We start from the raw sequence: 24,934 nt of genomic DNA, 5'->3' as shown, positions 1-24,934 counted from the left end.
CGATCTAATCTGGATTATACTGGATAATCAACACCCTTGGTCTTACATAATAGCTTGAACATCACCTCTGTATGAACAAAATCCTATAAAAATACACTTTGAATTATTGTGATTATTTTGAGTAGGTAGTATAATGACTACTAAATAAAAAGGCTTATATTCCTTTTATTGCAGTTGTGTGGGTGACGAATGGATGTGACCTTTATCATTATGTTCTGAAGGAGGGGGAAAATGAAGCAGGAGCATGTATCAGCTGAAGCATATGTTGGTATACAACAGGAAGATAGTTTCTTGCAAGGTGTAAAAGATTGTTTGCCAACCGTATTTGGATATTTAAGTATAGGGTTTGCTGCCGGTGTAATCGAAAGAACGGCTGGCTTAAGTATTATGGAAATTGTGCTTATGTCTTTGTTTTTGTATGCGGGGTCCGCCCAGTTTATTGCCGCAGGTATGCTGGTAGCGGGCGCACCGATATCGGCGATTATTTTAACTATATTTTTCGCTAATCTTCGTTACTTACTATTAAGTGCTGCGCTGTCCCCTTATTTTCGACATCTTCCTACTTGGAAAAATGCAATTATTGGTTTTCAGTTAACCGATGAGACCTTCGGGGTGGCAGCGAACCATCTTGCGAATAGAAAGCTGGCTAACGATCGCTGGATGTTTGGCTTAAATATAACTGCGTATGTTAATTGGCTGATCGCCAATGTCGCAGGTGGAATTTTTGGTCAATGGATTGCCAAACCGGAAGATTACGGTCTTGATTTTGCTTTGCCAGCTATGTTTATTGGGTTGCTTGTTTTGCAAATTTTAGGTCGTGCAAAAGTACGAATAGACCTGTTGGTAGCCATTAGCGCAATTGCTATTACTGTAGGTGTCAGCTTCCTATTTTCCGGGGGGATAGATATTATTGTAGCTACTGTGCTGGCAGCAACGATAGGAGTGATAATAGAGAAATGGCTATAACATGGCAGGTGTTCTGGATTATTGTTGGCGGGACAATTGTAACAATCATTCCACGGGTATTTCCATTGGTCGTGTTAAGCAAGCTTAATATTCCTCAACTGGGATTGCGCTGGCTTGCCCATATTCCTGTTGCTATTATGGCAGCTTTGTTAGCACAAGAATTATTGTTGCCGACGAAAGAATTTTCATATTTTTGGGATAATATAAGACTTCTTGCTGCTCTTCCGGCTCTGCTTGTTGCAATTATAACTCGCAGTTTGTTAGGAACTGTCGTAGTCGGAATTTTTTCCATGATGATGCTACGTTGGTTTCTATAAGGGGCTGCTGCTGGATTTGGATTATACTGAAGGTTCTGTTATACTAGATGTAAGAAAATCTATTATATTAGAGTCTACTTTCTAAAGTGAGATGATTAAATTTTGGGATACTTTATTTTCTTCATACTCAACTTTATATTAGCTTACTTTATCTATGATGAATCCAGCTATGTTAAGCCTTTAGAACATTCTATTCTTTTGCTGATTGTGGTTGTTATAATGGATTTAATTACGAAAAACAAAAAGAAAAGAAAAAATTAATCAAATTAATAAACAAATACAATTAAAAAACAGGCGTTTCAGGAGTATAATGGAAAAAACTTCTGAACGCTTTTTTATTATTTATTTTTAAGGGGAGTGAAGATGATGGACATTTACCAGGAAAGAGCTGTAGCGTTTATTCACCTTATGGAGTTCGATTCCGTAATAGATGAATCTGCCAATGACTCTGCTCAAGCTTCTGCTATTTTGACAGCACTCAAATATGTAGAAGAAACTACGGTGAAGAAAAAACATGATGTATGGGGATTGGAGCTGCCAGGGAAACAAATGACCATTTTCTCTAACAGTATAGCGATTTCCTACCCTGTCGAATACAATTCAGGTGCATTATACCAATTATTAGTAGACGTGTGTCACCTACAGCTCAATCTGTTGGACAAAGGCTTTTTCGTTCGTGGTGGAGTATCTGTCGGAAAGCTATATCATGAGGGCAATATGGTATTCGGGCCGGCTCTGGCAGAAGCACGTCAGCTTGAAGCGAAAGTGGCTAAATATGCACGTGTTGTTTTATCTGAGGAATTTTATCAAGAGGCGCTTGAATATAGATATGAGGCCCATACGATTATGGAAGAAGAAAGATTCCTGGCCCAATTATTATTAAAAGATAAAAAAGACGATTATTACCTCGATTTTTTCCGGATATCCGAGTTTAATACACTTGATGAGGCAATGGATCTGCATAAAAAAACAAAAAGGCTGCTAAAGGATCGACTGAAAAATAAGGCATTGCCAAAGAAGGCAAGAGAAAAACTTGTTTGGTTTAAGAAATACCTCAAATATGCTAAAGAAAAGTATTCATTTGAATGAGTTACATAATATAAAGGGTGTTGGCCAGTACGCTCGGCAATGGATGGCTAACACCTTGAGCTTCAAACGGACGTGGGTTCGTCTGCTGTTTCTTGCCGCAACCAAGCGGGATGACAAAATATCTTGTGTCCCGCTCTGGTTGTCTTTTTTTCTCTAAACAATTTACAGATGTGCTTTGATTTAATTCGTATATGGCTCATTCCATACAAAAAGAACAGAAAAAATGTCTAAAAATTAGTACCAAGTACTAATATCTAGTGATAAAATACAGGTAAAAGAAAGTTGAGGTGTAGTCTAATGATTAAATCAAAAGCACGTATTACAGCGATTGGTACATATGTACCTCATAAAAAGCTATTAAATGCAGATTTAGAAAAAATGGTGGATACGAGCGATGAATGGATTATCCAAAGGACAGGCATGAAGGAGAGACGAATTGCGGAGGACGAAGAATATGCTTCTACTTTAGCTTTTCATGCGATTGAAAATTTGGTTGCAACCTATAAAAAAGACCTGTGGGACGTTGATTGTATCATTGTAGCGACGACTACTCCGGATTATGCGTTTCCAAGTGTAGCATGTCAAATACAGAACCATTTCAATATTCCCCATACTGGTGCTTTTGACTTGAATGCTACGTGTGCCGGCTTCACATATGGATTGCATCTAGCTAACAATTTAATTACGTCCGAGGCGCATAATAAAATTTTGGTGGTCGCTACAGAAACATTATCCAAGGTAACCGATTATAGTGACCGAACGACTTGCATTTTGTTTGGAGATGGAGCAGGGGCTGTCCTGGTGGAACGAGATGTGGAAAACCCCAGCTTTATAGCTGCGTATATGGGTACCAATGGTGAGGGGGGCGCTCACGTATACAGAACCACTTTCGCCACTACGATGGAGGGAAATCCTTTACAGACAACTGGAAAGATGGTCCAGAATGGAAGAGAGGTATATAAGTGGGCTGCACGCACTTTGCCGGTTGGCATACAGGAGTTGCTACGTAAAACAAACTTACAGAAAGATGATATTGATTGGTTTGTACCGCATAGCGCGAACATGAGAATGATCGAATCAATATGTGAGAAGTCCGAATTCCCAATAGAAAAGACGCTCACAAGTATGGAATATATGGGAAATACTTCTTCGGCGTCGATTCCATTAGCTTTACATTTAGGAATCCAAAAAGAGAAAGTAAAAAATGGCGATACCCTTTTGCTTTATGGTTTTGGGGGTGGACTGACACATTTAGGTTTGCTTGTGAAGTGGAGCGTGTAAGTTATACTTTATGGCACCGTTCTGTTCGGAACGGTGTTTTTTCTGTGCTTCCGATAAAAATAACCTTCATTAATTGACAATAATAATCAATATCAATATAATTTTAATTGAAAATAATTATCATCTGATGGTGCTGTGAAAGCGAGAATACATATAGAGTAGTTAACCAGCCCTGGTGCTGACATAATTGCCGTTAAACTGTAAAACCATATTAATTTATTTGTGTAAATTTATATATTTACAGTGATATGTGGAAAATAATTAATATGGTTTTTGAATGATGTTAAAGGAGGATGCATGATGGAATTCAGAACAGAGAAAGACACGCTAGGAGAAATCAAAGTACCAGCAGATAAACTGTGGGGAGCTCAAACACAGCGCAGCAGCGAGAACTTTAAAATCGGCACGGAAAAAATTCCTCAGGAAGTAATCCGTGCTTTTGCCATTTTAAAGAAAAGTGCAGCAAAAACAAATCAGCAGCTTGGTAAACTGGAAGAAGAGAAGGCAAAGGCGATTGTGCAGGCGGCAGATGAAATTCTGGAGGGCAAATGGAATGAGCACTTCCCGCTGGTAGTATGGCAAACAGGAAGTGGAACCCAATCAAATATGAATATGAATGAAGTGATTGCTCATCGTGCGAACCAGTTGCTTGAACAAAGTGGCAGTCACTATCGTATTCATCCTAACGATGATGTCAACAAATCGCAAAGCTCAAACGATACGTTCCCTACGGCTATGCATATAGCAGGGGTTTTTGCTATTGAAGATCAAGTGCTTCCGGCCCTGGTTAAGCTAAAGGATGTACTTCGTCAAAAATCTGAGAAGTTTAAGGATATTATTAAAATCGGCCGCACACACCTGCAGGATGCTACCCCGTTAACGCTAGGACAGGAAGTAAGTGGCTGGCACCGGATGCTGGAGAAGAACGAAAAAATGATAAAAGAAAGCGTCCAATCAATGAAGGAGCTTGCTATCGGCGGAACAGCAGTAGGTACCGGCATTAATGCCCATCCTAAATTCGGTGAGATGGTAGCCGCAGAAATTAGCCAGCTTACAAATAAAACGTTCGTTTCGGCTCCGAATAAATTTCATGCTTTAACGAGTCATGATGAAATCGTATATGTACACGGCTCCCTGAAAGCTCTTGCGGCTGATTTGATGAAGATCGCTAATGATGTACGCTGGTTGGCGAGTGGACCACGCACCGGAATTGGAGAAATCATCATTCCTGCGAACGAACCGGGAAGCTCGATTATGCCTGGAAAAGTTAATCCAACACAAAGTGAAGCGATGACGATGGTCGTGTGTCAGGTGATGGGGAATGATGCTACAATCGGGTTTGCTGCCAGCCAGGGTAATTTTGAACTGAATGTTTTCAAGCCTGTTATTATCTATAATTTCCTGCAATCTGCAAGACTGCTTGCGGATGCGATGATTTCCTTTAATGAGCATTGTGCGGTTGGAATAGAGCCGAACCTTGAAGTCATTAAACATAATTTGGAACGTTCGCTTATGCTTGTTACAGCATTGAATCCTCATATCGGTTACGAGAACGCGGCTGCTATCGCAAAGCTTGCCCATAAGGAAGGTCTAACGCTTAAAGAAGCAGCCATTAAAACCAATCTGCTTACGGAGGAGCAATTTGACAAGATTGTACGCCCTGAAAATATGATCCATCCCAGTGAATAAGAAGCCTGCTTAAGTAATAGGAGAGGAGGTGATCGCTTTGTGGCAGACTTTACCCATTTCCAAAGAATTGTACGGTTTTTTGCCTGAAGCGAACTGGCATGAAGCCTGGACAGCTACTGCAATGATTGTAGAAACAGAGCATAAGCTGGAAATCCACACGGATATTCATGTGTACTATGTAAAAAACAAAGAAGAGTTCGAACTTCTTCTAGAAGCGATTCGACATCTGGCTAGTATTAAAAAAGAAGAAATGGCAAAGGAAAGCTGCGTGATTCATTTTCGTTGCAAAGGCATCTCAACGTTTACGCTCGATGACTCAATGCCGGTTCAACATTATTCTGATAGAGACATACTTGTGGATGTGGAATTCTCTGAAGAGCTGGCATCGTAATGATAGGGACTCCCCTTTAGATATGAAGGGGAGCCTTTTTATTGAGTGAATTAGTTGCAACACAGAGGAATTTACAGGAGCATAAGAAGGAGTATGTGGTTGCTTCTTTTTCTACTACTATTAGTCCTATTTATTCATAAATTTGACATACATAGCACACAAGTTGCACACAACAATTTATTACCATTTGTATTGTGGATAACAAAAATACAAGGAGTCACATATGGTACTACACAAGTTAAAACGCAACCGATTTGCAATTATCGCTTCTTTGTTAATTATCGTTGTTCTTTTTGTGATTGTTTATCAGTTCATGTGGGGTTCGAGGCAGCTGCCCGTAATCGATAAAGCGCCGTCCTTTACGATGTCAGATATGTACGGTAAACAAGTATCCTTGCAAGATTCAGATGGAAAGGTACGCCTCGTCTCGTTTCATTACACACGTTGTCCGGATATTTGCCAGGCGACGAATTTGAATATTATCCGCATTCAGCAAAAGCTGAAGGAAGAGGATATGCTTGGCAATAAAACACAGCTATTGACTATTACATTCGATCCGAAGAATGACACAGAGGAAGTGCTGCAACACTATACGGCAGCAAGGAACATTCAGCCGGATGGCTGGAGATTCCTACGGGGTACGCCGGAACAAACGAAGGAAGTACTTGATGGATTTAAGGTGTATGTAGAGGATTCAGGAAATGGGTTCCTCACTCACTCTAATGAGCTATTTTTGCTTGATGGCCAGGAGAATATACGTGCGATTTATAAAATGGGCGATCAAATGGACAATGAACAAATAGTTAAAGATATGAAGACATTGCTGCAATAACAGCAGAGCCATATTACTTTCGATATTTTTTCACAGTTTTTACACAACTTGTAATTATAATAAAATAACGTAAGTTGAGATGTATGTTTATGGAGGGGGTTTTCATAGGAAAAATTATTATTCTTTTATTGCTTTCTTTTTTTACGGCTGTGTCGCATGCGCATGCAGAAAAAAACGTATCAATCGAACAGCTCATTACACAGGCCAAGCCTGGGCAGACGGTAGTTGTTCCGTCCGGTGTTTACAAAGGGCCGCTTACGATTGACAAGCCCGTTATCCTACGAGCAGAGCCAGGTGCCATTCTTGAAGGAAATGGTACAGGAAATGTGTTAACCATAGCAGCAGATAAGGTTACAGTAGAGGGGTTGACCATCCGAAATAGCGGACAGGATGTGACAGCACATGATGCAGGTATCCTGATTCAGGGAAACGATGTGATTGTGCGAAATAACAGCATACAAAATACCTTGTTCGGCATCCATCTGGACCGAAGCTCCGCTTGTTTTGTGTCTGATAATTTTATTGTAGGAGATAAAAAAGCTTCGGTTGCACGACGGGGAAATGGAATCCAAATTACGGCAGGCGGAAAGCATACGATTGAACGCAACCAGCTTGCTGAGGTACAGGATGGTGTGTATTTTGACCAAACTGTTCACAATACGGTAAGACAAAATACAGTGAAAAATTCCCGCTATGGTTATCATGTGATGTTCTCGGATAATAATCGCATCGTGTCCAATGTGACAGAGGATAGTGTAATCGGTGCGATGGTTATGTCAGCGAACAGTATTGAGGTTCAAGATAACGTTTTTCGTGACCAGCTGGATGTACAGGGGTGCGGCTTATTTCTGTACGATGTGCAGAACGGCCTTGTTAAGGGAAACAAGCTTCTTAATAATACAACCGGTATTACGATGGACACGGTTCAGGGAACGCTCTTGCAAAAAAATTTGATCGCTTATAATGCGATGGGTGTTAAACGTGAGGGAGATATAGAAGCCACCCATCTAACCAAGAACGCTTTTGTTGCCAATGTGCGTCAGATCGGTGGCGATACGGATTGGTTAACTGAAGTATGGAGCTGGCAGGCACAGGGCAATTATTGGGACGATTACAAGGGCTGGGACTTCAACAAGGATGGGATTGGCGACGGCGCTTATCGTATGGCCGATGATATGCTTAAAGCATTTGAGGGCAATCCTCTGCTGGGCATTTTCTATGCGGGTCCCTTGCACCAATTGATGGACCAGATCGCGTCTGCTTATCCCGTGGTTGATGAATACCCGCTTATGAGCATTCCCCTTACAGAATAAAACAAAGAGGAGAAGTGAATAGCATGTTGAAGAGAAAAGGTTTATGGCTGATTACTGGAATGATATTTTGTTTGCTTGTGCTTGCCGCATGCGGCAAAAAGGAGAGTGTACAGCCCCAGCCTATCGATGAAGCGGTGGACACATGTGCTCAATGCCACATGGCTATTAGAAATAACGGATATGCCGCTCAATACGTAACAGCGGACGGGAAAAGCGTTAAATTCGATGACATAGGCTGTCTGCATAAATATGTAGGGGAACATAAAGGAGAAAATATTGCAGAAAGCTTCGTACAGGACAGCGGAACGAAAGAATGGGTAACACTGAAGGACGCTACATATGTAGATGCGATGAATGTGCCGACCCCGATGGGATATGGTGTACATGCGTTTAAAGATAAAGCGGCTGCCGAGAAGTTCATTCAGGAAAAAGGTGCAGGACAAGTCATAACATATGAGCAATTGCAGCAACACGAGTGGAAGATGGACAAGAGCCACATGATGCCGCATGAAGGTATGCAGCATGGAAATATGAAACATGACGCAAAGCAGGATCATAGTGGACAGCATGGCGAAAGCATGCAGCATGAGGAAATGAAAGGTGAACATAAGTAATGAGGCGAATGAACATTCGTCAAGTAAAGGCTGTGGCCGGATATGAGTGGCAAATGATGCTGCGCAGTCGCTGGCTTGCGGCCTTTGCCGCCTTATTCGCTATATTGGGCGTGTTTTTAGCTTATTGGAATAATGCGTTGTTCTCAAGTACAGGAGCCAACGGGATGACTCGGCAATCAATGATGCTGTTGAATATGGTGCTTCAACTTGCACCGCTCATGGGAGTATTGCTCTCGTCCCTTTCGCTTTCCGGTGAGCGAAATGACGGAATGACCCGGCTGCTGCGTACATATCCGTTAACAGAGGCTCAGTATGTAATCGGGAAGTTCTTGGGGCTGTTTCTTGCTTTAGTATGCGCGGTATTAGCAGGAACCATGCTTGCATATGTTGGCTTGGTAGTCCTTGGACAGGGAGGTTCCATACAGGCGATAGGAGCATTGCTACTGACAAGCATTCCTCTGCTTGCCGCCTTTTCTTCCCTTGGCTTATGCTTGGGAAGTAGAGTGAGAAGCAGGCTGAATGCGATAGCGGGCAGTCTTTTTTTATGGTTTTTTCTAGTTTATATATATGGTATGGGCGTAATGGCTGCATTGCCGATGTTGCCTCGTATGGTGCAAGAAGGTATGCTGGCGGTACTGCTGGCGCTCAATCCGGTAGAAGCTGTGCGTATTGGCACGGTCTTTTGGCAAGGACAAGGATACATGTATGGTCCGGCCTTTTATTACTGGGAACAAATTATCCGCTCCCCGGTGGGGATCGTTGGCAGTGTGGCGCTTATGGTAATATATAGCTTGATTCCTTTGCTTTTTGCGGTGCGAAAGTTGAAGAGGGGGGAGTAGTGTATGATAAAGCTTGAACAAGTAAGTAAAACATATGGTAGCCATACGGCGCTCCACCCTTTCTCTGCAACAATTCAGCCAGGAACGTGCCTTGCATTATGCGGTGGCAACGGTGCAGGAAAAAGCACGCTGCTGTCCATATTGGCAGGGATTGTCCGCCCGGATAGCGGTCGAGTGACCGGCGTGGAGCAGCGGCACATCGGATATATGCCCGATTCTCTACAAATTCCTGCGGGGGTTAGTGCACGCCGCTGGTTGATGTATATGGCACAGTTGAGGGGCACGAAGAGGAATAGGATAGAAGAGGTTTTGGATATGGTGGGATTGACAGATGCCGCCGGGAGGGAGCTGTCTTCCTATTCACGCGGCATGATGCAGCGTCTTTTGTTTGCGCAGATGATACTGGATGAGCCGGACATTTTGCTGATGGACGAACCAGGGAACGGACTCGATCCTTTCTGGGTGGAAGAGTGGAAACAATGGATCGAAGCCTATCGCAAGCGGGGGGCCACGATTATTTTTTCCTCCCATTTGTTGCACGATGTACTGGCTGTCTCTGAACGAATTTTACTTATGCATAACGGGCGTTTACTGAAGGATGAACCGGCGGAGGCCTGGCGCAGCGATGTACGTTCTCCTGAACAGCGTTTCCTCGATCTTACGAAAAGCATACCTATACCGGATGAGTAAGATGAAGCAGGTGAAAAAATGAAGAAAACGCTTGTACGATCATTATAAAGGCAAATTCGAAATTCTTGCGGTGAATATTACGATAAATGATAAGGAAGAGAATGCGAGAAAATTTGCCCGATTTTTCGGAATGGAATTTCCGGTGTTATTTGATCGGGATGGAAGCATAGCTGAAAAGTATCGGGTCACAGGCTTTCCCACTACTGTTTTTATCGGTAAGGATAAAAAAATTGTATATATCGCAAATGGACTGCTACCCTCCAAAAAGCTGGAGGAAATCACACAGAAAATGCTTGATTCCTAAGTGAGCAGGGGATACAAGGAGCAAGGAGAGAACAATGATTACAGCAAGAAAAGAGAAAAGTAGAGTTGCATTTATTTTTTTGCTTCTGCTGGGTATTGTAGTATGGCTGTTGCTCCCCTTTCATGTGAAGGCCCAGGATGTATCAGGGACGACAACCGCTCAACAAGAGCAGACAGGAGAAGAAAAAGCGTATAAGCTGCTGAAGACAGTGCCGGAAGATGGTGCGATTCTATCGGCTACACCTAAGGAAGTGCGGTTGACGTTCGCGCAACCGACAGAAATAGAATATGCCTCTATTTTTGACAATCGAAACAAGGAATACAGTACAGGAAAGATTAAAATAAATCCGGAAGACCCGCGTCAAGTTATCCTGACGACTGCTAAAGAGCTATCACCAGGAACATACGGAGTCGAATGGGTTATGAGGACAGCGCCTTCGGCTAATAAAAAGGACCCGAATGCAAAGCTGCGCGGACAAATTTATTTTGCGATTCAATCGCTTTCCCCTACACCCAAGGGCGGAGGAGCAGGCTTGGTTGAACAATTAAGCAGGGAAACGCTTCCGAATTGGGTTGTATTTTGGGGGATGGCTGTTTCGTTCGGTGGCACATTCTTTGTACGATATATCGCTCGGGAGAAAGAATATCATAAGCGTTGGCAATACTGGCAAATTCCTATTTATTTTCTGACTTCGACTGCTGCGCTTGTCCTGTTCCTGGTGCGAAATGCTGCAATACCTGAGGTAACACCTGTTGAATTAGCTTCACTTCGTATTGGATGGGTGCCGTTAGTGCAATTTTTTATGTTTGCGCTTATTTTTGGAATTACGTATACAAGATGGACGCTTCCGTTTCTTGGGCTTGCATTGATGCTAAATGTCATTGTTGGACGCTCTTATACGGTTGAATACGGCGGATGGATGGCAATGCTAATGAACGGGATTCACTTGTTTGCGCTATCCATTTGGTTAGGCGGCGTTTTTGCATTGTTAGTAGTGGCTCCAAAAGAGGGCAAATGGAAATGGTTTAGGGAGAAAGGAGCGGAATTCTCACGGTGGGCGATGATAAGTATCGTACTGCTGATTTTGACAGGCATTGCGATGACGGTCGATTACGCACCAACCTGGGATGAATTTATACGTAGCGTGTGGGGGATTTCAATTCTGGTAAAAGCGGGTCTTGTCATCCTTATTGTGCTACTTGGTTGCTTGCAGATGCGATATGTCAGGAAAGGAACCGAAAAGGGAGTACACTGGTTTGTCCGTAAAATCAGGTGGGAACTCTGGCTTGGAGCGACTGCCCTGCTTATAGCTGGAGCGCTTGTTAATTTTGTGCCCGCTGTTTCGAAAGTCGATGCTGCACCGGTTCAGGTAACGAAGCAGGGCATTACCGTATATGCGACCATCTCCCCGTTTGTAGCGGGCTTTAATGATGTTAAGATTCAGTTTGATAAGGATGCTCCAGAGTTCAAGGAAGTATATGTACGATTCTCGGAATTGGCAGGATATAATGTAGTGAATAGGGCGTTTGTCCTTGGAAAAGGAAGCTATGCAGTTTCGGGTGATCAGATGCGTTCGCCAAGCTCTACTTATGTAAATGTAGAGGCGATCACTCAGGACGGAAAAAAAATTGTTTTTACGTTTCCGCCGCGGGGCACTGCCTGGTGCGACATATAACACATAGCGAAACAAACAAGGCTGTTTATTATGAGCACATCATGATGACAGCCTTTTTTCAATTGATACTAGCTATAGTTAATAAAAAGTGTTAATATGATAATGATTATCATTATCTTTTTTGGATAGCCATAACAGGAGGAGATATGCTGTGGCAGTATCGCTTGAATCACTTATAACCTCAAGAAGAACCGTTCGAAAGACAAAAAGCTCTCCCATTCCTTTAGAAGTCATTGAAGATATTCTGGAGAAAGCGGCTTATGCTCCTTTCCATAGTAAGATTGAGCCGTGGTCTGTAAAAATAGCATCTACAGCAGAGGAAAAGCAGTATATTTTTGATTGTGTCCTGCGAAGCTATGAGCGGACCGGAGTGCTTGCTTCTTATTCAGATGAGCAAGTGGAAAAGATAAAGACCTCTTATAAAGATTATTTATTGTCTACGCCTATTACAATGATTGTAGCAACAGAAGTATTTGAAGATGAGAAGAAAGATTTCGACTCTATGGGAGCAACATGCGCCTTTATCCAGAATATTCAATTGCTATCGTGGGAGAAAAATATAGGGACGGTGTGGCGTACGAATCCGTACATTTTTGATCCTGCATTTGCAGAAGAGCTTGGCATATCGTCTTCAAAAAAAGTAATAGGATCTATTCACCTTGGCTATCCCGAACAAGTGCCTGAGGCGAAGGAAAGAAGACCTATTCATGAGTGGGTAACACGTATAGCTCCGTAATTAAAAAGTATAGAAATAAAAGAAGTAGAGAACCTCATTTTGATGCAATGAGAGAGGATTATAAGAATAGAACAGGTTTATTTTTGTAGCACCGCTCAAAGTTTGAACGGTGTTTTTTCAATTCGGCATAAGCCCGAACAGAACTGGAAAGAGTTCATTTTCGTATAAATCTTAATTAAATAAGGATGGTGAAGAGCGATGATTGATCATGAATCGATTAAGGAGGGGAATGCTGATTTTTCCTTGGACGGCTTGCTATTCAAGCTTCGGGACATAGAGTTTATCAAAGGGAATAGTGACTGGCGGAGCGAACAGCAGTTTACTACTTCCCATGTGCTGCTGGCGGTAATAAGCGGACAGGGAAGACTGACGATTGGTATGCATGATTATCGATTACGGCCGGACACTGTATATGTATGTTCTCCTAAACAAACTTTTGGAACTGTGGTGGAACGGGCGGATGAAATGGAGATGTTTCTGCTCAAATTCGATGCGGTCGGAGAAGCAGAGCATGGAAAGAAGCCCTTATTTCCGTTGATGGGAGAGATTCCGCTCCATTCTAGAGGGCAGCTCGCTTTTTTATGTGAGGTGATTACCAGCCAGAGGTACAGTCAGGATGAGTTAGAACGCTTTCGAAGTCAGGCTACGTTTCAAGAATTGCTTTACTACATCCTGAAAAGCAGTCGACTGATACTAAAAGATTCGCAAACAGCGCTTGAACGCACAAAAGCATATATGGAAGAACAGTATAGTGATAGTGTAACAATCGATCAGCTAGCTCGTATGACGGACATTAGCCCCAAGTATTTCGTAGATTTATTTAAAAAGACGTATGGCATAAGTGCAATCGATTATTTGACCGAATTACGGATGAACCGAGCCAAACAGCTTATGGCACAGACCAATGTCAAACTACAGGATGTAGCCCGGCAGGTCGGCTATAGTGATCCATTTTATTTCAGTCGCAAATTCAAGAAGGAGGTTGGCGTATCTCCTACGGTATATATGAAAAGTCGTCGCCGCAAAATTGCTGCCTATGAAACTTCGATTATCGGTCAATTACTCGCACTTAAGATGATTCCGTATGCTGCGCCGCTTCACCCGAAATGGACAACACATTATTACAGGATACACCGTAATGATATTCCTGTACATCTCAGCGCCTATCGGCAAAATCAGCACTGGGAGGCCAATATCGAAACGCTTCTTCAGGCCCATCCAGATGTTGTGATTAGCACAAGTAAATTGGCTATTAGAGAGAAAGCGGAGCTAGAGAAGGTTGCTCCTGTGTTTTACGTTCCATGGAAAGAGAAGAATTGGCGGGAGCATTTGCAGTTGATAGCTGAATTCCTAGACGAATCGGAAGAAGCAGAGCAATGGCTTGCAAGTTATGACCGGAAAGTAAAAATAGCTAGGGAGCAGTTGAAGCACAAGGTACAGGATGACACGTTCCTTATTGTACGTATTTTAAAGAATAATCTATATGCTTATAGCAATCGTAGTATGGCCGAAGTTGTTTACCATGACTTGCAGTTGGCACCTGCATATCTTTCAGAACATCCCGTCTACAATCAACAGATAACGCTGGAACAGTTAGCTAGTTTGGATGCAGATCATTTGCTATTAACGGTTTGCCAGGAGACGGAAACGCTGGAATATTGGAAAACGCTACAATATTTGGTGCCGTGGCAGGAGCTGAAGGCAGTTCGGAATAATCGGGTACATCTGCTTTCATCGGATCCATGGTATGAATACTCAGCCTCTGCCCACGATCGGGTCGTTGCTGAGCTAGTAAGAATGCTTTCTGGAAATCATCCAAAATGATTCTGGATATCCTCCATGGTTAGAATAGCAGGAACAATTTATAATCAATAATGATAATTGTTATCAATTAGTCGCATAACAACTGGGAGGAGAACTGCAAAAAAGATGAAGAAGAAATATATGAGTTTTGGTCTTATTATTGTAGTGATTTTAATGTTGACAGCTTGCGGTACAGGTAAAGAAGCACTGACGACAAACGTAGCAGGGAGTACAGCGGAGAAGAAAACGGATGGGACTGAATCGAAGGAAACAAGGACCATACAATACCTTGGCAAAGAATATACTGTTCCTGCTAAAACGGAGCGAATTGTAATTGCTGGCAGTATGGAAACGATGGAAGATTCAGTTGTACTCAAGGTTCAGCCGACAGGGGGGATTACGGTAGGAGGCAAGTTTCCGCCTATTTTCGCCGAAGTTACAGGCTCTACTGTACCGATAGGAGAGAAAATGCAGCCTAATATCGAAGCGATCCTGAAGCTCAAACCGGATGTTATCCTGGGAAGTACGAAATTTCCTGCAGATGTTGCAGAAAAATTCAAGAAAATCGCTCCCACAATTCTTGTATCCCATGTATCTGCCAATTGGGAAGACAACCTGCGTTTGCTGGCAGAGCTGACTGGTAAACAGGAGAAGGCAGAACAAGTTTTGCAGAAATATAAGGGTGATGTTGCCATGGCGAAGACAAAGTTAGGAGAAAACATGAAGGGTAAAAAAGTTGTCGCTATTCGGCTTAGAGGTGGCAATATCAACATTTATCCAGAAAAGGTGTTTTTTAATCCTTCGTTATATGCGGATTTAGGATTTACTGCTCCGAAAGAAGTGAAAGCTGCCAAAGCACAGGAAATGATTTCACTGGAGAAGTTCAGTGAAATGAATCCGGATTATTTGTTTGTACAATTCTCTGCAGATGAGAATAAAGATCAGCCGAAAGCGTTGGAAGAACTGCAAAGCAATCCGATCTGGCAGAGCATCAATGCAGTGAAAAACGGCAAGGTGTTCGTTAATGTTGTCGATCCGCTTGCACAGGGCGGCACGGCATGGAGCAAAATCAACTTCCTGCAAGCGGCTGTTGAGAAGTTGTCCAACCCATAATGCAGGGTGAATAGAACGATATGCGACTAAGAATTTCTTTGCCGGTTATTATTTTGTGTATTTCACCACTTGTCATTATATTGACGATTCTGGTGTCCATTCTTTACGGGGCCAAAAACATAGATGCGGACACCGTTTGGGAGGCGATTTTTTCCTTCGACCCGGGCAACGTCAATCATCAAATTGTAATGCATTCCCGTTTGCCAAGGGTAATCGGAGCACTTTTAATCGGTGCATTTCTGGCTATATCGGGAGCTCTGATGCAGGGGATGACAAGAAATTATCTTGCATCCCCTTCTATTATGGGAGTTTCTGATGGCTCGGCTTTTGCCATTACGTTCTGCATGATTTTTATGCCGAATGCCTCTTCTTTGGATATGATAGTGTATTCGCTTATCGGTTCGGCGTTTGGTGTGGGTATTACATTTGGGCTGGCATCACTTTTGCCGAACGGAATGACCCCGGTGCGAATGGCGATCATCGGGGTTATTATTGGAACGTTTTTGAGCAGCGTTTCAGCAGCGTTGGCCTCCTATTTTCAAGTCTCACAAAATGTTAGCTTTTGGTATAATGCCCGGCTGCATCAGATAAATCCGGATATGATAATGTTTGTGATTCCTTTTGCGGTAGTCGGCATTGCTATGGCGTTTTTCATCTCCCGCTCGATTACGGTTTTGTCGTTAGGCGAAGAGATGTCAATTAGCCTTGGACAAAGAACATTGCTTGTAAAATTAATGGCTACCGCTTCCGTTGTTATTCTCACTGGTATTTCCGTTGCTTTAGCTGGAAAAATTGGATTTGTAGGTCTTATTATTCCTCATATCACTCGCTTTTTAGTTGGCATTGATTACAGGCGAATTATACCGTATGCAGGTATTCTGGGAGGGATTTTTCTAGCATTATCCGACGTACTGAGCCGATTCCTGAACTATCCTTTTGAGACGCCGATTGGGGTCGTTACTTCTTTGTTTGGCGTTCCTTTTTTCCTCTATTTAATTCGAAAGAGGGGAGGGACAAAGCATGTATAAGGACTCGGCAAGAAGATACTGGCTGACATTGCTTGCAAGCGGCGGAATTATTCTGGCTGCAGCGTATATGAGTTTGACGAATGGCATATTTGATATGACGGTAGCTGATGTGATAAAGACGCTTCTCCGAATTCATCCGGTTCCGGAGCATGATTTGGTTATCTTTGATTTTCGCCTTCCCCGGCTTGTCATTGCTGCTCTAGTTGGTTTAGGGCTTGGCGTGGCAGGAGCTGTCATTCAAGGGATAACGAGGAATGGTCTGGCTGATCCGGGAATTTTGGGAATCAATGCTGGAGCGGGAGCTGCTATTGTCATTTTTATGTTTTTCTTTGAAGGGCAAATCACGGGTACCGGATGGTTATCTGTCATGATAAGGCCATTGTTTGGTCTGGCCGGTGGCCTGGGAGCGGCTATTCTGATCTATATTTTTGCGTGGAGGGGAGGAAAGCTGGACCCTCAGCGTCTCATACTGGCAGGTATCGCTATCGGCTCGGGATTTGGGGCCTTATGTTTGTATCTGTCATTAAAAATGAATGCGCAGGATTTCGAGATGGCAACGGTATGGCTAACAGGAAGTATATGGAATGCGAACTGGGATTATATTATATCAATGCTGCCATGGCTTTTGGTTCTTATTCCGATTATCATGAGAAAATCTACTATTCTTGACCTGTTTCAACTGGAGGAGAATAGTGTTAAAGGTCTTGGAGTAGCTACAGAAAAAGAAAGAAGCATATTGCTGCTAAGCAGCATCGGAATCGTGAGTGCATGCGTTTCTGTCTCGGGAAGCATCGGCTTTGTCGGCTTGATTGCTCCCCATATCGCCAGACGGTTAGTAGGAATTCATTATGAACGAGTCATTCCTATTTCTGGAACGATCGGCATGCTGCTGGTTATTGTCTCCGATTTTATTGCCAAAACCGTTTTTGCTCCAGCAGAGCTACAGGTAGGAATAGTTATTTCCATCATTGGTGTTCCCTATTTCGTATACTTGTTATTTAAGGCCAGAGCATAGAAATGATAGAGATGATATGGATAAGGATAGAAGTGATTCTCATTTTTAATTGATGGGAGGTGTTGACAAATAAAAATGAACAATGTAAAATTTGTGAAAATATGATTAACAGCTGGGAAGAGGAGCAAGATGAAGGCTCTTATATACAGAGAGCGATACATTTGCTGAGAGTATCGTAATAATCCATCATCGACTCGCCTCGGAGCTGATTCTCTGAAACTAAGTAAGAGAAAACGACTAACACCCGTTATCGTGTTTGAGTTAATCTGATACTCATGAAGGTCGTATGCTGTGAGGCATATGGCGAATAAGGGTGGTACCACGTTAGGAAATAGAACTCCTGTCGTCCCTTGTGCTTTTGCGCAAGCCGGATGATGGGAGTTTTTTATTTCATATATAACAATAAAAGGAGGCGTTCGTATGAGAAAAATTCATGTGTTCGATACGACACTAAGGGATGGGGAACAATCTCCAGGTGTTCATCTTACAACGGATGAAAAGGTGAAGATTGCCTTGCAGCTGGAGAAGCTGGGAGTAGACCGGATTGAAGCAGGTTTTCCGGCTTCATCGCCAGGAGAGATTGTCAGTGTGAGAGAAGTTTCCAGGGTAGTGAAAAATGCAAGCATTGCCGCTCTATCAAGAGCGAATCAGAAGGATATTGAAGCTGCAAGAGAAGCGTTAAAAGGTGCTGCAACACCTTGCTTACACATCGTTCTTGCAACTTCACCCATACATCGTAAATATAAACTAAATATGACCAAGGAGCAAGTTTTAGAGGCAGCGGAATCATCAATTCGTTATGGAAAAAAATATTTTAACGAAATTGAGTTTTCATGTGAGGATGCCAGCCGGACCGAAATCGAATTTCTCTATGAGATTGTTCGTATGGCAATTCGAGCGGGAGCAACCGTTGTCAATCTTCCGGATACAGTCGGATATGCATCTCCTGAAACGTTCGGCCGCATGTTTAAACAAATAAAGGAAAACGTTACCGGAATTGAAAAAATATTATTAAGCACCCATTGCCACAACGACCTGGGGATGGCAACAGCCAATACATTGGCGGCTATCTATAATGGTGTCGATCAAATTGAAGGTACTATCAACGGTATTGGAGAGAGAGCAGGGAATACCGCGATTGAAGAAGTGGCACTCGCCCTTGAGACGAGGAGCGATGTATATCAAGCCAAGACCTCTCTCGTGTTAAAAGAAATATATGCAACAAGTCGTATGGTAAGCAAGATGACCGGAATGATGGTGCAACGCAATAAAGCGATTGTCGGAGACCATGCTTTTTCTCACGAATCCGGGATTCATCAGGACGGGATGCTCAAAGAGCCAACCACATATGAAATCATTCGTCCGGACATCATCGGTATTGCCAGCAGTACACTTGTATTAGGTAAACATTCAGGACGGCATGCGTTGAAGGAAAAGATTAAAAGCATGGGCTTCGATTTATCGAAGGATGAGCTCACCGCTGTTTTCCATGAATTTAAAAATTTAGTCGATAAGAAGAAGTACGTTGTAGATGAAGACATACGCGCATTGGTCGATCAGCAAATGGTCCATGATACCGAAGGCTTTTCGCTGACAGATATTTCGATTGCCTATCCGAATCAACAGGCTGAAGTGTCTGTCACTCTAGAGGATAACAACCATAATGTGTACGATGCAACAGTTCAGGGGAATGGAGCGATTGATGCGTTATTCCAGGCTATCGATCAGGCGCTTGATACGTCATTTGCGTTAGAGGACTATACAATCCGTTCAAATACTGCGGGTAAGGATGCATTGGGAGAAGTGTATGTCGTGCTGGAGAAAGACGGAAAAGAGGTGCAGGGAAGAGGCATTGATACAGATATTATAAAAGCGAGCGCGCAAGCATATATTAAAGCGATCAATCGCTATTATGAGAATCGGGAGAAGCAGCCGGTCGGTAGCAGCGACTATTCATTTACTATTTAGTCTGTCAAAAGGGCCAACTCATATTGCTATGAGTTGGTCTTTTTTTAGTTTAAGAAAATGATCGTGATTAAATACATAGCTGTGACGTAGGTCCATACGTTACGGCTTTTTGCGCGTTTCCTGATATAAAAATTTTTGATTGAAGTTTTGCAACAATCATGTATAATATTCTGGGGTTAAAAGTAAACTTATAGTTTTATAAAATTAAACTTTATAACTGGAAGTTTAATTTTAATGGATAAGAAACAATATGTCGCTTCGTATCATTTGAAAAGCTCGTAAGGTGTATGCCAAATGTTGCCTGTGCGATAGCTTGGCACCAGCCAAGTTTTCTTTATGCCCCGTGGGGCGACGGGTGAAAAAGACTGGCAACGCCCACAGGTTTTTCTTAAACAAAACTGAGGAGCATATGATGCAAATCGGAAAAAAGATTAAAAATTTGCGTTTGAAAAAAGGGTTGACACAAGAAGAACTCGGTGAGCGTACAGACTTAACAAAAGGGTATATCTCACAGCTTGAGCGTGACTTAAGCTCTCCTGCACTTGAAACGTTTTTCAGCATTCTTGAAGTACTCGGCTGTACCCCCAAGGAATTCTTCGATGAAGAAGAACGGGAGCAGAAGGTCGTATACGGAGAAGATGACCAGACTGGCTACGTCGACGAGGAGCGCGGCTATCATATTCAATGGCTCGTTCCGGAATCGAACGAAAAGGAAATGGAACCGATTCGGCTAACGCTTCATGCTGCTGGTGAATTCAAGCAGTTTGAGCCCTCTCTTTCTGAAACGTTTGCCTATGTACTGAACGGACGCGTTATTGTACGGCTTGGCAGGCGTACGTATTGTGCAAAAGCCGGGGAGGCTATCTACTTTCATGCATCAGATGAACATCAAATTATTAACGACTTCGATGGGACATCAGAGCTGATCCTGGTCGCTACCGAGTCTTATTTATAACCCATTTGTTAAGGGGGGCCATTAATGTCAGAACATACGATTATTCGCTTTGAACAGGTTACGAAACAATATGATGATGATCCGGCTGTATTGGACAATGTTAGCTTTGAAATCGAACGAGGAAAATTCTATACTTTGCTCGGTCCTTCAGGCTGTGGAAAAACGACCATTCTTCGTCTGATTGCCGGTTTTATGGAGCCATCCGAAGGAAAAATTTATTTTAACGGAAAAATGATTAACAATGTGCCAGCCAATGAGCGTCAGGTTAATACTGTATTTCAGGATTATGCGCTGTTTCCGCATTTAAACGTATTTGAAAATGTGGCGTTCGGGTTGCGCATTAAAAAGATGAAGAATGCCGTTATTGGTGAGAAGGTAAAGGAAGCCCTTCGCTTTGTGAACCTGGATGGCTACGAAGCAAGAGAAATTAGGGAAATGTCCGGTGGGCAACGCCAGCGCGTAGCTATCGCACGGGCGATTGTTAACGAGCCGGAGGTTATTCTTTTGGATGAACCGTTATCAGCGCTCGACTTGAAACTGCGGACGGAAATGCAGTATGAATTGCGGGAGCTGCAGCGTCGTCTCGGTATTACGTTTATTTTCGTTACGCACGATCAGGAAGAGGCGCTGGCTATGTCAGACGAGATTTTTGTCTTGAATAAAGGGAAAATCCAGCAGAGTGGAACCCCAACGGATATTTATGATGAGCCGATTAATCGCTTTGTTGCGGATTTTATTGGAGAATCCAACATTATTCCAGGTAAGATGATTAAAGACTTCCTAGTAGAGTTTGACGGCAAACAGTTTGAATGCGTAGATCAGGGCTTTGATCCAAACGAGCCAATCGAAATCGTAATTCGTCCCGAGGATTTGGAGATTACCGGACGTGAGCAAGGAAAGCTTCAGGTGCGTGTCGATTCCCAGCTTTTCCGCGGTGTTCACTATGAGATTTGTTGCTATGATGCGGAAGGAAACGAATGGCTTGTTCATTCAACGAAAAAAGCTACGGTTGGCGATGAGATAGGCCTTTATTTTGATCCGGAGGCCATTCATGTTATGCGTTTTGGAGAAACGGAAGAAGAGTTCGATAAGCGTCTTGAAGCGTACGATGAGGGCAGCCATGGACAATAAAACACGCAATATTTATCTCATCCCGTACGTTTTATGGATTGTCCTGTTTGTTATTGCGCCGGTTCTCCTTGTTCTTTATTATTCTTTTTTTAATGTTGAAGGCCAGTTTACGTTCGAGAATTACGAGAAGTTTTTCACGCCGGTCTATTTGAAGATGACGGTAAGTTCGTTCTGGTATGCTTTTTTAATTACGGCTTTTTCTTTGCTTATTGCTTATCCGACTGCCTATTTGCTGACAAGAACAAAGCACAAGCAACTATGGCTGCTGCTTATTATTTTGCCATCATGGATTAATTTGTTGCTTAAAGCGTATGCTTTTCTCGGTATTTTTGGTACATACGGACCGGCGAATGCGTTGCTGGAAGTGTTCGGAATCGGAACGCAGCAAATATTGTTTACCGATTTCAGTTTTGTTTTCGTCTCGGTGTACATTTTCATTCCGTTTATGATATTGCCCATTTTCAATTCATTGGAAGAGTTGAATCCTTCCTTTATCGACGCAGCGCGTGATCTTGGGGCATCGGCATGGACAACATTTCGACGCGTGGTTTTCCCGCTAACACTGGATGGCGTGAAATCAGGCTGTCAGGCGGTTTTTATCCCGGCATTATCTTTATTTATGATTACCCGCTTGATTGCAGGAAACCGCGTTATTACGCTTGGTACGGCAATTGAACAGCATTTTCTCGTTACGCAGGATTGGGGCATGGGATCAACCATTGCCGTGTTCCTTATTATTGCGATGGCGATCATCATGATTCTAACAGGAAATCGGAAGTGAGGGGTGTAGTATGAAAAGAAATGGAAAGCTCTCGAATATTTACTTGTTCATCGTCTTTATCATCTTATACGCTCCGATTTTCTATTTAATGTATTACTCCTTCAACAGTGGCGGTTCCATGCACGATTTTGAAGGCTTTACGCTTGAGTGGTATAAAGAAGTGTTCCATGATACACGGTTATTAATTATCGTTTTGAACACGTTTGTTATTGCGCTTCTATCGGCGGCTATTTCCACCATTTTAGGTGTGTTGGGAGCGCTGGCGATCATGTATGTCAGAAGACGACAGGTAAAAAATACGTTGCTTACGCTGAATAACGTACTGATTGTAAGTCCTGACGTTATTATCGGGGCGTCGTTCTTGATTTTATTTACCATTATTGGAATTAAGCTCGGATTTGCTTCGGTACTGCTTTCCCATATTGCATTCAGTGTGCCGATTGTAGTCATTATGGTGCTGCCGAAATTGCAGGAGATGAGCCCAACGCTGATTGATGCGGCACGGGATCTGGGAGCAAGTCGCTGGGATGTTCTATCGAAGGTTATTTTGCCTTTTATCACGCCAGGAATTTTTGCCGGCTTCTTTATGGCCCTTACGTATTCGCTCGATGATTTTGCGGTGACCTTCTTTGTTACAGGAAATGGCTTCTCTACATTATCTGTCGAAATTTATTCACGGGCACGGCAGGGGATTTCTTTATCGGTTAACGCTTTATCTACGCTCCTATTCTTATTTACCATTGTGCTTGTGATCGGCTATTACTTTATTAATCAGAAAGGCAGCCGCTCCAAAGGAATGGGGGTTAGAAAATGAAACAGCTTGTTCGTATGTTTCTTTTGGTTTTTATCGTTTCTTTTGCCCTGATGTATGTCGTATCTCTTCTGAATTCGACGCAAGGCTACTCAGGAAAAAATACGCTAACAATCTATAATTGGGGAGATTACATCGATCCCGATTTAATCAAGCAATTTGAGAAAGAGAGCGGTATTAAAGTCATTTATCAAACGTTTGATTCAAACGAAGCCATGATGACAAAAATCGCCCAAGGAGGAACCACTTTCGATGTGGCGATTCCTTCAGAATATGCGATTAGCAAAATGAAAGAAGAAAATCTGCTGCTTCCGTTGGACCATACGAAGCTGCCAAACTTAAAATATATTAATCCGCGCTTTATGGATTTATCGTTTGATAAAAAGAATACATACTCGATTCCTTATTTCTGGGGTACTGTAGGAATCGTGTATAATCCGGATATGCTTCATGGCAAAAAACCGACAAGCTGGAATGATTTATGGGATGAGAGTTTGCGCAACCAAATTTTGCTTGTGGACGGTGCGCGCGAGGTAATAGGAATGGGCTTAAATAGTCTCCATTATTCATTAAATGATACAGATGAGGCGCATCTGCAAGAAGCAAAACGGAAGCTCAGTACGCTTACGCCTAACGTAAAAGCCATTGTTGGTGACGAAATTAAAATGCTGTTGGCGAACGAAGAGGCTGCGGTCGGGGTTGTCTGGTCTGGAGATGCCTCCGAGATTATGAAGGAAAATGAAAAGCTTGATTATGTGGTGCCTGAGGAAGGATCAAACTTGTGGTTTGATAATATGGTGATTCCAAAGACAGCGAAAAATCTGGAAGGCGCCCATCAATTCATTAACTTCATGCTGAACCCCGAACATGCGGCACAAAACGCTGAGTACGTCGGTTATTCTACACCGAACGAAAAGGCGCTGGAGTATTTGCCGGAAGAAATTGCCGGAGATGAACGGTTTTATCCGGACCCGGAAGTGACCAAAAAGCTCGAGGTGTATGAGAACCTCGGAAAAAGAATGCTTTCCCATTACAATGAGCTGTTTCTTGAATTTAAAATGCATAAAAAATAGGATAGACAATAAATAGACGGACTGAAGAAGGCAGCGTTGTATCATAATGCTGGCCAATTCAGTCCTTTTTAATAAGAAGCAGGTACAGGGGACGAAGCGCAGAGTGTTAAGGTTAATACTAATACTACAAATCGAATGGAAGAAAGATGTGGCTTAAAAGCCCATTGTATTATATCCTAGAAGTAACAATATTTTCATATGTGCAGCCAGGTGCCCTTGCAAAGGCAAGGGGTAACAGGGAATCGGGTGCAAATCCCGAGCGGTCCCGCCACTGTAAACGAGGAGTTCTCTTTCATTGACATGTCACTCGATTGGATAATCGGGGAAGACGGGAGAGTGCGATGATCCGGAAGCCAGGAGACCTACCTAGCTTGCTTACACCAGAAAAACCTTCGCGGAAAGGAAAGGTGTACGAAGAGTGGAATAACAGTTTATTCTATATACCTGTTGTCTGCGAATTGTACGCAAGCCCTATCCGTCAGGACGGGGCTTTTTTATATCATTAGCATCCAAGGAGCAT

General features: G+C 42.8%; 24 protein-coding genes and 1 riboswitch. All 24 genes read left to right on the top strand.

Annotation, left to right across the window (positions count from 1 at the left end; genetic code table 11):
* Nucleotides 1-231: 231 nt before the first annotated feature.
* The 24 genes from HMPREF0083_RS18740 to HMPREF0083_RS18625 all read left to right on the top strand — a co-directional run bounded on the left by HMPREF0083_RS18740 (nt 232) and on the right by HMPREF0083_RS18625 (nt 24,414).
* Entirely contained in the window at nt 232-966 is a 735-nt protein-coding gene (locus HMPREF0083_RS18740) for an AzlC family ABC transporter permease (RefSeq protein WP_021623237.1), read from the top strand.
* Nucleotides 957-1,283 carry an AzlD domain-containing protein gene (locus HMPREF0083_RS18735; RefSeq protein ID WP_021623236.1) on the top strand — a complete coding sequence of 109 codons (327 nt, stop codon included), beginning with the start codon at nt 957-959 and terminating at the stop codon, nt 1,281-1,283. Before HMPREF0083_RS18740 ends, HMPREF0083_RS18735 begins: the two co-directional genes overlap by 10 nt.
* 363 nt (nt 1,284-1,646) lie before the next feature.
* On the top strand, nt 1,647-2,372 hold the full coding sequence (locus HMPREF0083_RS26555) for a hypothetical protein (protein WP_021623234.1): 726 nt from the start codon (nt 1,647-1,649) through the stop codon (nt 2,370-2,372).
* A 300-nt stretch (nt 2,373-2,672) separates the two neighbouring features.
* A complete protein-coding gene (locus HMPREF0083_RS18725) occupies nt 2,673-3,653 on the top strand; it encodes a ketoacyl-ACP synthase III (RefSeq protein ID WP_040303800.1) in 981 nt (326 codons plus the stop codon).
* 300 nt (nt 3,654-3,953) lie between these two features.
* Nucleotides 3,954-5,342 (top strand): class II fumarate hydratase, encoded by a 1,389-nt coding sequence (gene fumC / locus HMPREF0083_RS18720; protein ID WP_040303767.1) that lies wholly within the window; start codon nt 3,954-3,956, stop codon nt 5,340-5,342.
* A 37-nt stretch (nt 5,343-5,379) separates the two neighbouring features.
* Nucleotides 5,380-5,733, top strand: a complete 354-nt coding sequence (locus HMPREF0083_RS18715; RefSeq protein ID WP_040303763.1) for a hypothetical protein — start codon at nt 5,380-5,382, stop codon at nt 5,731-5,733.
* Between the two features lie 223 nt (nt 5,734-5,956).
* Nucleotides 5,957-6,565: an SCO family protein gene (locus HMPREF0083_RS18710; RefSeq protein WP_021623230.1), complete on the top strand. Its 609-nt coding sequence runs from the start codon at nt 5,957-5,959 to the stop codon at nt 6,563-6,565.
* 89 nt (nt 6,566-6,654) lie between these two features.
* On the top strand, nt 6,655-7,878 hold the full coding sequence (nosD, locus tag HMPREF0083_RS18705) for a nitrous oxide reductase family maturation protein NosD (protein ID WP_040303760.1): 1,224 nt from the start codon (nt 6,655-6,657) through the stop codon (nt 7,876-7,878).
* Between the two features lie 23 nt (nt 7,879-7,901).
* Entirely contained in the window at nt 7,902-8,492 is a 591-nt protein-coding gene (locus tag HMPREF0083_RS18700) for a nitrous oxide reductase accessory protein NosL (RefSeq protein ID WP_021623228.1), read from the top strand.
* Complete coding sequence (locus HMPREF0083_RS18695) at nt 8,492-9,331, top strand: ABC transporter permease (RefSeq protein ID WP_021623227.1); 840 nt, start codon at nt 8,492-8,494, stop codon at nt 9,329-9,331. Before HMPREF0083_RS18700 ends, HMPREF0083_RS18695 begins: the two co-directional genes overlap by 1 nt.
* Before the next feature lie 3 nt (nt 9,332-9,334).
* The gene (locus tag HMPREF0083_RS18690) at nt 9,335-10,021 is read left to right on the top strand and encodes an ABC transporter ATP-binding protein (protein ID WP_021623226.1); all 687 of its coding nucleotides are present in this window, start codon (nt 9,335-9,337) and stop codon (nt 10,019-10,021) included.
* A 31-nt stretch (nt 10,022-10,052) separates the two neighbouring features.
* The gene (locus HMPREF0083_RS18685) at nt 10,053-10,325 is read left to right on the top strand and encodes a TlpA family protein disulfide reductase (protein WP_021623225.1); all 273 of its coding nucleotides are present in this window, start codon (nt 10,053-10,055) and stop codon (nt 10,323-10,325) included.
* Nucleotides 10,326-10,359: 34 nt separating this feature from the next.
* Nucleotides 10,360-12,000, top strand: a complete 1,641-nt coding sequence (locus HMPREF0083_RS18680; RefSeq protein WP_021623224.1) for a copper resistance CopC/CopD family protein — start codon at nt 10,360-10,362, stop codon at nt 11,998-12,000.
* Between the two features lie 151 nt (nt 12,001-12,151).
* Nucleotides 12,152-12,736: a nitroreductase family protein gene (locus HMPREF0083_RS18675; RefSeq protein WP_021623223.1), complete on the top strand. Its 585-nt coding sequence runs from the start codon at nt 12,152-12,154 to the stop codon at nt 12,734-12,736.
* A gap of 198 nt (nt 12,737-12,934) precedes the next feature.
* Nucleotides 12,935-14,560, top strand: a complete 1,626-nt coding sequence (locus HMPREF0083_RS18670; protein WP_021623222.1) for an ABC transporter substrate-binding protein — start codon at nt 12,935-12,937, stop codon at nt 14,558-14,560.
* Nucleotides 14,561-14,665: 105 nt separating this feature from the next.
* The gene (locus tag HMPREF0083_RS18665; protein ID WP_021623221.1) at nt 14,666-15,652 is read left to right on the top strand and encodes an iron-hydroxamate ABC transporter substrate-binding protein; all 987 of its coding nucleotides are present in this window, start codon (nt 14,666-14,668) and stop codon (nt 15,650-15,652) included.
* A gap of 20 nt (nt 15,653-15,672) precedes the next feature.
* The gene (locus tag HMPREF0083_RS18660) at nt 15,673-16,680 is read left to right on the top strand and encodes a FecCD family ABC transporter permease (protein WP_021623220.1); all 1,008 of its coding nucleotides are present in this window, start codon (nt 15,673-15,675) and stop codon (nt 16,678-16,680) included.
* Entirely contained in the window at nt 16,673-17,695 is a 1,023-nt protein-coding gene (locus HMPREF0083_RS18655) for a FecCD family ABC transporter permease (protein ID WP_021623219.1), read from the top strand. The genes HMPREF0083_RS18660 and HMPREF0083_RS18655 overlap by 8 nt, the downstream gene beginning before the upstream one ends.
* A 420-nt stretch (nt 17,696-18,115) precedes the next feature.
* On the top strand, nt 18,116-19,663 hold the full coding sequence (locus HMPREF0083_RS18650) for a 2-isopropylmalate synthase (RefSeq protein WP_021623218.1): 1,548 nt from the start codon (nt 18,116-18,118) through the stop codon (nt 19,661-19,663).
* A gap of 412 nt (nt 19,664-20,075) precedes the next feature.
* On the top strand, nt 20,076-20,618 hold the full coding sequence (locus tag HMPREF0083_RS18645; protein WP_040303757.1) for a helix-turn-helix domain-containing protein: 543 nt from the start codon (nt 20,076-20,078) through the stop codon (nt 20,616-20,618).
* 24 nt (nt 20,619-20,642) lie between these two features.
* Entirely contained in the window at nt 20,643-21,749 is a 1,107-nt protein-coding gene (locus HMPREF0083_RS18640; protein ID WP_021623216.1) for an ABC transporter ATP-binding protein, read from the top strand.
* On the top strand, nt 21,739-22,530 hold the full coding sequence (locus tag HMPREF0083_RS18635; RefSeq protein ID WP_021623215.1) for an ABC transporter permease: 792 nt from the start codon (nt 21,739-21,741) through the stop codon (nt 22,528-22,530). The genes HMPREF0083_RS18640 and HMPREF0083_RS18635 overlap by 11 nt, the downstream gene beginning before the upstream one ends.
* A gap of 10 nt (nt 22,531-22,540) precedes the next feature.
* Nucleotides 22,541-23,344 (top strand): ABC transporter permease, encoded by an 804-nt coding sequence (locus tag HMPREF0083_RS18630; RefSeq protein WP_021623214.1) that lies wholly within the window; start codon nt 22,541-22,543, stop codon nt 23,342-23,344.
* The gene (locus HMPREF0083_RS18625; RefSeq protein ID WP_021623213.1) at nt 23,341-24,414 is read left to right on the top strand and encodes an ABC transporter substrate-binding protein; all 1,074 of its coding nucleotides are present in this window, start codon (nt 23,341-23,343) and stop codon (nt 24,412-24,414) included. The genes HMPREF0083_RS18630 and HMPREF0083_RS18625 overlap by 4 nt, the downstream gene beginning before the upstream one ends.
* Nucleotides 24,415-24,605: 191 nt before the next feature.
* Nucleotides 24,606-24,798, top strand: a riboswitch (cobalamin riboswitch).
* Nucleotides 24,799-24,934: the final 136 nt, after the last annotated feature.

This window comes from Aneurinibacillus aneurinilyticus ATCC 12856, assembly GCF_000466385.1.
In the GTDB taxonomy this organism is placed as follows: domain Bacteria; phylum Bacillota; class Bacilli; order Aneurinibacillales; family Aneurinibacillaceae; genus Aneurinibacillus; species Aneurinibacillus aneurinilyticus.
This window is presented reverse-complemented; position numbering and strand designations above follow the sequence as displayed.

Excerpts from the sequence above, each read along its gene's own strand:
- nosD (WP_040303760.1), top strand. The coding sequence starts at position 6,655 with ATGGAGGGGGTTTTCATAGGAAAAATTATTATTCTTTTATTGCTTTCT.
- HMPREF0083_RS18695 (WP_021623227.1), top strand. The coding sequence starts at position 8,492 with ATGAGGCGAATGAACATTCGTCAAGTAAAGGCTGTGGCCGGATATGAG.
- HMPREF0083_RS18710 (WP_021623230.1), top strand. The coding sequence starts at position 5,957 with ATGGTACTACACAAGTTAAAACGCAACCGATTTGCAATTATCGCTTCT.
- HMPREF0083_RS18740 (WP_021623237.1), top strand. The coding sequence starts at position 232 with ATGAAGCAGGAGCATGTATCAGCTGAAGCATATGTTGGTATACAACAG.
- HMPREF0083_RS18635 (WP_021623215.1), top strand. The coding sequence starts at position 21,739 with ATGGACAATAAAACACGCAATATTTATCTCATCCCGTACGTTTTATGG.
- HMPREF0083_RS26555 (WP_021623234.1), top strand. The coding sequence starts at position 1,647 with ATGATGGACATTTACCAGGAAAGAGCTGTAGCGTTTATTCACCTTATG.
- HMPREF0083_RS18625 (WP_021623213.1), top strand. The coding sequence starts at position 23,341 with ATGAAACAGCTTGTTCGTATGTTTCTTTTGGTTTTTATCGTTTCTTTT.
- HMPREF0083_RS18670 (WP_021623222.1), top strand. The coding sequence starts at position 12,935 with ATGATTGATCATGAATCGATTAAGGAGGGGAATGCTGATTTTTCCTTG.
- HMPREF0083_RS18690 (WP_021623226.1), top strand. The coding sequence starts at position 9,335 with ATGATAAAGCTTGAACAAGTAAGTAAAACATATGGTAGCCATACGGCG.
- HMPREF0083_RS18645 (WP_040303757.1), top strand. The coding sequence starts at position 20,076 with ATGCAAATCGGAAAAAAGATTAAAAATTTGCGTTTGAAAAAAGGGTTG.
- fumC (WP_040303767.1), top strand. The coding sequence starts at position 3,954 with ATGGAATTCAGAACAGAGAAAGACACGCTAGGAGAAATCAAAGTACCA.
- HMPREF0083_RS18735 (WP_021623236.1), top strand. The coding sequence starts at position 957 with ATGGCTATAACATGGCAGGTGTTCTGGATTATTGTTGGCGGGACAATT.
- HMPREF0083_RS18700 (WP_021623228.1), top strand. The coding sequence starts at position 7,902 with ATGTTGAAGAGAAAAGGTTTATGGCTGATTACTGGAATGATATTTTGT.
- HMPREF0083_RS18680 (WP_021623224.1), top strand. The coding sequence starts at position 10,360 with ATGATTACAGCAAGAAAAGAGAAAAGTAGAGTTGCATTTATTTTTTTG.
- HMPREF0083_RS18640 (WP_021623216.1), top strand. The coding sequence starts at position 20,643 with ATGTCAGAACATACGATTATTCGCTTTGAACAGGTTACGAAACAATAT.
- HMPREF0083_RS18630 (WP_021623214.1), top strand. The coding sequence starts at position 22,541 with ATGAAAAGAAATGGAAAGCTCTCGAATATTTACTTGTTCATCGTCTTT.
- HMPREF0083_RS18665 (WP_021623221.1), top strand. The coding sequence starts at position 14,666 with ATGAAGAAGAAATATATGAGTTTTGGTCTTATTATTGTAGTGATTTTA.
- HMPREF0083_RS18650 (WP_021623218.1), top strand. The coding sequence starts at position 18,116 with ATGAGAAAAATTCATGTGTTCGATACGACACTAAGGGATGGGGAACAA.
- HMPREF0083_RS18655 (WP_021623219.1), top strand. The coding sequence starts at position 16,673 with ATGTATAAGGACTCGGCAAGAAGATACTGGCTGACATTGCTTGCAAGC.
- HMPREF0083_RS18660 (WP_021623220.1), top strand. The coding sequence starts at position 15,673 with ATGCGACTAAGAATTTCTTTGCCGGTTATTATTTTGTGTATTTCACCA.